Source organism: Azospira sp. I13 (assembly GCF_003112695.1).
GTDB lineage: Bacteria > Pseudomonadota > Gammaproteobacteria > Burkholderiales > Rhodocyclaceae > Azospira.
Genome location: NZ_BFBP01000002.1, coordinates 293,667 through 299,678, shown reverse-complemented (window position 1 = coordinate 299,678; position 6,012 = coordinate 293,667). Strand labels below are relative to the sequence as shown.

The 6,012-nt window shown below is 63.5% G+C and carries 7 protein-coding genes and 1 tRNA gene; 5 read left to right on the top strand and 3 right to left on the bottom strand.

The genetic code is table 11. The features are described from left to right. Nucleotides 1–150 precede the first annotated feature (150 nt). Both AZSI13_RS01445 and AZSI13_RS01440 read left to right on the top strand, forming a co-directional pair. Nucleotides 151–226, top strand: a tRNA-Thr gene (locus AZSI13_RS01445). 60 nt (nt 227–286) lie between these two features. Beyond that, entirely contained in the window at nt 287–724 is a 438-nt protein-coding gene (locus AZSI13_RS01440; protein ID WP_109039401.1) for a hypothetical protein, read from the top strand. A gap of 12 nt (nt 725–736) precedes the next feature. On the opposite strand, the gene AZSI13_RS01435 is transcribed toward AZSI13_RS01440, so the two are convergent. After that, nucleotides 737–1,021: a helix-turn-helix domain-containing protein gene (locus AZSI13_RS01435; RefSeq protein ID WP_109039400.1), complete on the bottom strand. Its 285-nt coding sequence runs from the start codon at nt 1,019–1,021 to the stop codon at nt 737–739. 82 nt (nt 1,022–1,103) lie between these two features. On the opposite strand from AZSI13_RS01435, the gene AZSI13_RS01430 reads away from it, so the two are divergent. Beyond that, complete coding sequence (locus tag AZSI13_RS01430; RefSeq protein WP_109039399.1) at nt 1,104–1,535, top strand: hypothetical protein; 432 nt, start codon at nt 1,104–1,106, stop codon at nt 1,533–1,535. A gap of 15 nt (nt 1,536–1,550) precedes the next feature. Here the strand turns inward: AZSI13_RS01430 and AZSI13_RS01425 are convergent, their stop codons facing one another. After that, entirely contained in the window at nt 1,551–2,414 is an 864-nt protein-coding gene (locus AZSI13_RS01425; protein ID WP_109039398.1) for a DUF4231 domain-containing protein, read from the bottom strand. 14 nt (nt 2,415–2,428) lie between these two features. Continuing rightward, on the bottom strand, nt 2,429–2,902 hold the full coding sequence (locus tag AZSI13_RS01420) for a TIR domain-containing protein (RefSeq protein WP_109039397.1): 474 nt from the start codon (nt 2,900–2,902) through the stop codon (nt 2,429–2,431). Nucleotides 2,903–3,300: 398 nt separating this feature from the next. Between AZSI13_RS01420 and AZSI13_RS01415 the strand changes: the two genes are divergently transcribed. Further along, nucleotides 3,301–3,597, top strand: a complete 297-nt coding sequence (locus tag AZSI13_RS01415) for an AlpA family transcriptional regulator (RefSeq protein ID WP_109039396.1) — start codon at nt 3,301–3,303, stop codon at nt 3,595–3,597. A gap of 2 nt (nt 3,598–3,599) precedes the next feature. Beyond that, nucleotides 3,600–5,621: an AAA family ATPase gene (locus tag AZSI13_RS01410; RefSeq protein ID WP_201262273.1), complete on the top strand. Its 2,022-nt coding sequence runs from the start codon at nt 3,600–3,602 to the stop codon at nt 5,619–5,621. The last annotated feature ends 391 nt before the right edge of the window (nt 5,622–6,012 follow it).

Sequence of the window (6,012 nt, the reverse complement as noted above, 5' to 3'; positions counted from 1 at the left end):
TAGCTCAGTTGGTAGAGCAGCGCATTCGTAATCGGAGCGTTGCTCTAGACAGTCTGGACTACAAGGCAAGCAATACAAGGCTTCGGGAGTGCCAGCGGCGTANNNNGCCGCAGTGACGAACGAACACGGTTTGAACAAGTTTCGGTTTTTGCCGGCATAGCTCAGTTGGTAGAGCAGCGCATTCGTAATGCGAAGGTCGGGGGTTCGACTCCTCTTGCCGGCACCACTTGAAGTAGGAAGGGCAGCTCACGCGAGCTGCCCTTTTTGCTATGGAGGCTCGGCAGCGATGGCAGACAACGGGAACGGTAGCGCGACTCTAGACCCGCAGCTCACGGGCAACGTGGGGCTGTACTACTGCTGCTACCGCCTGTCCCTGCTCGGGTGGAATGTCATGCCGACCGCGCGCAACGCCCGCGGCGTCGACATCATCGCCTATAGCCGCGACGCCTCCCGCTTCGTCGGCGTCCAGGTCAAGGCGCTGAGCAAGCGCAACCCCGTTCCGCTCGGCACGAGCCTCGACAAAATCATGGGCGACTTCTGGGTCATCGTGAACAAGGTCGCCACGCCCACACCATCCGCTTTCATCCTTCTGCCGTCCGAGGTGCGCGAGCGCGCCCACCGGGGCGAGAAGGACGGCCGGGTGTCCTTCTGGCTGCAACCGACCGACTACGAGCAGGACCCGTTCCGCGAGGCTTGGGAGCGCATCGGCCACGGCGGCGTCTGAGAAGGTCTCGCGTCAGCGGCGATTTCTCGTCTTCTTGTCCCTCGGGAACAGTCCTCGGTCCCGCTTCTCCAGATATTCGCCAAAAAGTTCCAGCGGCGGGACACCAAGCGCTTCGGCGAATTCCACCAACTCCACGGCGTCGATCCGACGTTCACCACGCTCGCACTTGGACACGAAGGTCTGGGTGTTTTCAAGGCGCTCGGCCAATTCGACCTGCGACACGCCCACGCGCTTACGGGCCGCCTTGAGGACGGACAGCAAGAGCTGATAGTCGGTGTTGTGGGTCGATTGGGACATCGTGCAGTGACTCGAAGATCAGTGCACGCTAAAGTCCGTGTTGGATTAGTCCAAAATCGACTATTTATTGATAGGAGGATGCATGAAGCGAACAGCGATTCTTTTACTGGCGGTGGTAGTTCTGGCCTGGGTCGGGTCGAAGATGGTTCCACAATCTGAACCCACCTCAGCGGCAGCGCCATCGGCGCAGGCAGCGAAAGCACCACCGCCACCCGAGAGCCCCCTCTCCGCCGCAGAGAAGAAGGCCCAGCAGGAAAAGTGGTTCGGAGCAGAAACGATCGTGGCTGCCCAGCGGGCAGTGAGGGCCTCGCTAAAAGATCCGGATTCGGCGCAGTTCAAGGATGTCTACGCGAACTACACCGAGGAATTCCAGGTGGTCGCCTGCGGCCGGGTCAACTCCAAGAACAGCCTCGGTGGGTACACAGGCTTCAAGCGCTTCGTGTCAAATGGCAAGAGTGCCATCATCGAGGGACGAGACAACGTTGCCGACGCATGGGCTGGGGCATGCCTGTAGCACGCCTCCACGGGCTTAAACGTCCTTTCTAGCTACCCACTGCGTGTGCTCACGAGAGAAGGCATTCTCAGCGTCACCCACAAACAGCGAGAACTTCTCGGGGGTATCAGGGAGCAGGGATTGCTCCTTGATGAGGCCAATCTCGTGGGAGGCAAGCGCATAAGAGGCGGCCAACTCCGAGAACCTCTTGGCCTGCATCCAGCTCAAGACACTGGCCGCCATCGCAACGAACACGTCCGTGGGCCAAAAGGGCTGGTCCACGTAGACCATGCGCAGCACCGCGCAGACTACTGCGATAGTGTTCACACCGATCAGCGCCCAGAAGAAGTGCCGCGACATCCGTCGATTGAACGCGGCCTTCTTCGCATACCAAGTGAGCTGGTCTTTGATTCGGCAGTCCGCGTAGGTTGCTTTGCGCTCTTCCAGCGTGCGGGCGCGCATCTGCTCCATCACCGGCGTGAACTGCTGGCCATCGAGGTGTTCAGTCAGCGACTGGCACACCTCACGGTTCTGCTCGACGATCTGCTTGAGCGTCTGACGAAAGTCGTTGCGGGCGCTCGTATCATCCCCTTGGAACGGCTCTGCTCGGCAGACGTAGCGCCAGGTGATGGTCTTGATCGATTCGGCCACGGCCCTGCCTGCGTACCAGAATCGGTCAGGGCGCATGGCAAACAGGTATATCGAGCAGCCCAACGCACCCAGCAGGGCGAGAAGTTGGGCTGCTGCGACCGACCAATGGGGAATGCTGACGATCGACAGGATCGCAGCAACAACCAGCATCACGAGATGGACGCGCAACGCTCGAAAGAAGTGCTGCTGTGACTTCAGGGACAGGTCATCGGCAGATCGATAGAGTGCGGGGAAGTCTTGCTCCTGCATGCAGCCTGACCCCGTCACTTGTATCCAAGCCGCTGGTAAACCTCGTCCTTATAGTGCCAGTTGCCCTTCGCTTCCATCTTCCAGTTCGCGAGAGCATGCGCAACGATTTTCGGAGAGAACGGAACGAAGATGGCGCCGATGTCCTTGATGATGGGCGGGCACGTAGCATCGACCATCTGACGCGAGCCGTCGAGATTGATTCCGATGATCCGGCAGCCCTTTTCCCGAGCCACCTCCATCTCCCAGCGTACGTACTTGTGCTTGCTGCGAGTGTCTTGACCGATGAGGACTGCAAACGTGCCGGCCATGTCGATGCGCTCGCGACACTTGCGTTTGATGTACGCCTCGTCCTCAGAGTTGATTTCTTGCCCAAGCTGGCAATTGGCGAAGTTGAAATCGATGTGCTCGTTTTCTTTCCAAGCGAGCATCAAGCGGTAGTAGTGAATGTCGGTGCTGCTGAAGCCTACAAAGGTTCTCGGAAGTCCCATTCCCCTATCTCCCTGCGATGGATGATTAATTCGGCATATGTGGGGGACATTATCCGTATTTCAAGGCATTCTCGCTCGATGAGTTCGGCTGCACGGTCTCAACAGGCGGCCCGTGTCGCGTCCGGATGCCTCGGTCTAGGCGCTGAGCTACGCCGAGCCGAATCGGCGTCCTGGACTCACCGGGGCGATGGGCAAAGTGTTGGTATCGACGAGCGACTATCTCGGGCATTATTTGATTCGTCGGCGCCAACAGTCGGCGCTCGGCCTTCGGCGGCCCAAACAGCCGAGACCCGCCCCCGCAGACTGAGGGGAGCGCGCGGGTCCATCTCTGCGACGCACAGCAGGCAGTCCCCATGCAGCAGGTCGCTGCTTGGGGAACTCCAACTGGAGCCGCTGAGATGGCATACGAACCGAAGAAACTCACCCCCGCAGAGCTGGCCGAGCTCCACGCACTCCCCGACGAATCGCTGCTGACCGCCCAAGAGGCTGCCGCCTTCCTGCGCCTCAAGTACGGCACCCTCGCGTGGTATCGCTGCCAGGGCGGCGGCCCCGCGTTCGTCCGCGTCGGGCCGAAGCTGATCCGCTACCGCCTGGGCGACCTGCGCGAATACGCGAAGGGCCAGCCGATGGGCGAAGGCGTCCAGCGCGCGGCCATGGCGATGCTCGCAGCCCGCACCGCCAAAGCGGAGGGCTGACCATGTCCGCAAAAGAAAACGCCCGCGGGCAAGGCGGGCGCAAGGAGTCCTACAGGAGGGAGATGGAGCATGTACAAGCTCACGAGAGCAATCATGCCCCGGCCCAAGCTGGTCTTACGCCATCGTTCGAGGCAGCACGCGCCTACCGCCAAGCCCGCCTGGAGCTGATCCCGCTGAGGGCGCGCGACAAGGTGCCCGCAGACCGTCGCTGGCAGGCCCGCGAGTATGACGACGCGCAGACCCTGGAGCGCGCCCAGCGCGGCGGTCTCAACCTGGGCGTCCGCCTGCCCGCCGACGTGGTCGTGGTGGACGTCGATCCGCGCAACTTTCCCGAGGGCCACGACAGCCTGGCCGAGCTCGCGGCCGCCGTCGGCCTCGACCTCGCGTCGGCTCCCCACGTCATCACCGGCAACCTGGACCAGCCCGGCCACCACTACTACTTCCGCAAGCCCAAGGGCGCGGTCCTGCTGGACAGCGTGGAGGGCTTCGAGGGCGTGGAGTTCAAGTCGCTCGGCCGCCAGGTCGTCGCGGCCGGGTCGGTGCACCCGACGGGCGGGCGCTACGAGTGGGCGCCCGACTCGCCGCCTCTGCCCGAGATGCCCGACCTGCCGCCGAAACTCCTGGAGATGGCGCGCCGCCCCGAGCGCAACACGGCATCGGACGCGGGCGAGATAAGCCCCGAGCAGCTCGCGCGGTCGCTGGAGCACCTCGACCCGACCGAGTTCCGGGACCACGACAAGTGGCGCGAGCTGATGATGGCCTGCCACCACGCGACCGACGGCGAAGGGCGCCAGGAGTTCATCGACTGGAGCACCTCGGACCCGGCATACGCGGACCACGAGTGGCTGGTCGGTCGCCGCTGGGACTCCCTGCACTCCGACCGGGACGACGCAGTCACCATCGCCACCTTGCGCAAGCACCTGATCGAGGCGGGCGCCGACGTGGAGCCCTCGGACCCCGAGGACGACTTCGACGTGTGGGAGGAGGACGCCGAGCCCGCCCAGCCGCAACGTCGCAGGAAGTTCATCACCATGGACGAGTTGGAGGCGCTTCCGCCGCCGAAGTGGCTGATCCCCGGCGTGCTCACCGAGGGTAGTCTTGCGGCGATCTACGGCGCCCCCGAGTCGGGCAAGTCGTTCCTCGCGGTGGACATGTCCATGGCCGTCGCGGGCGGCATGAGCTGGCACGGCCGTACCGTCGAGCGGGGCGCGGTTCTCTACATCGCGGCCGAGGGTGCGCCGGGTCTGGGCAAGCGGGTTCGCGCCTGGAAGGTCGAGCACCGGGCGCAGGGGCGGGAGTTCTCGTTCTGGCTGGACAGGGACGAGCTCAACCTCGCGGCTGAGAAGGACGGCGGCGTGCGCGCCTTCGTGCGGGAGGTCGTCGAGGCGCTCGGCCCGCTCAAGCTGGTCATCATCGATACCCTGAACCAAACGGCGGCAGGCGCCGACGAGAACTCGGCGAAGGACATGGGGCGCTACATCTCCAGCATGAAGCGGCTGAGGGATGAGACGGGGGCGACCGTGGTGGTCGTGCACCACTCGGGCAAGGACCTGAGCAAGGGGATGCGCGGCAGCACCGCCCTGCTCGGAGCGATGGACACCACGATCGAGGTGGAGCGCTCGACCGACGGTCGCTCGCTGGTCGCAGCGGTCAAGAAGCAGAAGGACGCCGAGCGCGAGGTGCCGATGCGCTTCAACCTGGAGAAGGTGGCCGAATCCCTGGTCCTGCGGGCGACCGTGATGGCCGACGCGGCGGGGGAGTTTGACGGCAGGGCGGACCTGACCTTGGAGCTGGCACGCCAGATCGCCGCAGAGCGCGGGGGACGCGTCGCGCTGAAGGAGCTGGCAGAGATTCTCTGCCAGCGGGACGGCGTGTCGGACAAGACGGCGCGGCGCAGGATCGAGGACGCGGTCCCGAAGGGGCGGGACAACGCGAGGGCCTCGGGCGACGGCGGAGTCGTGTGGCAGGAGCCCGCGAACGCTAGCAACCCGAAGCTGGGAATCGACGTCAGGACGGAGGGGTGAGCGCGGCAAGTCGATTGTCACGGGGCACCGAGAATCGAGCTCGATTGTCACGCCCAGTGACAATCAGATTGTCATCGATAGTCGCGTTCGATTGTCACGGCGACAATCTAAGCAGAACAAGGACTTGGGACAAGTTCGGCCACCCGATTGTCAGCTCGATTGTCACTGGCTGGATTGATTGTCACGACGGTCGTCAGTCTATAGACGACGACCGTGACAATCGCGGTGACTATCAAGAACGACGATCGAACAAGGAGGGAAGCGGTGGCCGAAAGCGCCCGACCCTGGCCGTTATGGCCCTCGCGCGCGAGGTGGAACGGAGGCCGACCGGACCCGCTGATCGTTGATTCGCGGGTCGATGCCTCCTAACTGGTTGATCCGCAAGGCGGAA

Coding starts and splice junctions, on each gene's coding strand:
- AZSI13_RS01440 (WP_109039401.1), top strand. CDS start 287: ATGGCAGACAACGGGAACGGTAGCGCGACTCTAGACCCGCAGCTCACG.
- AZSI13_RS01435 (WP_109039400.1), bottom strand. CDS start 1,021: ATGTCCCAATCGACCCACAACACCGACTATCAGCTCTTGCTGTCCGTC.
- AZSI13_RS01430 (WP_109039399.1), top strand. CDS start 1,104: ATGAAGCGAACAGCGATTCTTTTACTGGCGGTGGTAGTTCTGGCCTGG.
- AZSI13_RS01425 (WP_109039398.1), bottom strand. CDS start 2,414: ATGCAGGAGCAAGACTTCCCCGCACTCTATCGATCTGCCGATGACCTG.
- AZSI13_RS01420 (WP_109039397.1), bottom strand. CDS start 2,902: ATGGGACTTCCGAGAACCTTTGTAGGCTTCAGCAGCACCGACATTCAC.
- AZSI13_RS01415 (WP_109039396.1), top strand. CDS start 3,301: ATGGCATACGAACCGAAGAAACTCACCCCCGCAGAGCTGGCCGAGCTC.
- AZSI13_RS01410 (WP_201262273.1), top strand. CDS start 3,600: ATGTCCGCAAAAGAAAACGCCCGCGGGCAAGGCGGGCGCAAGGAGTCC.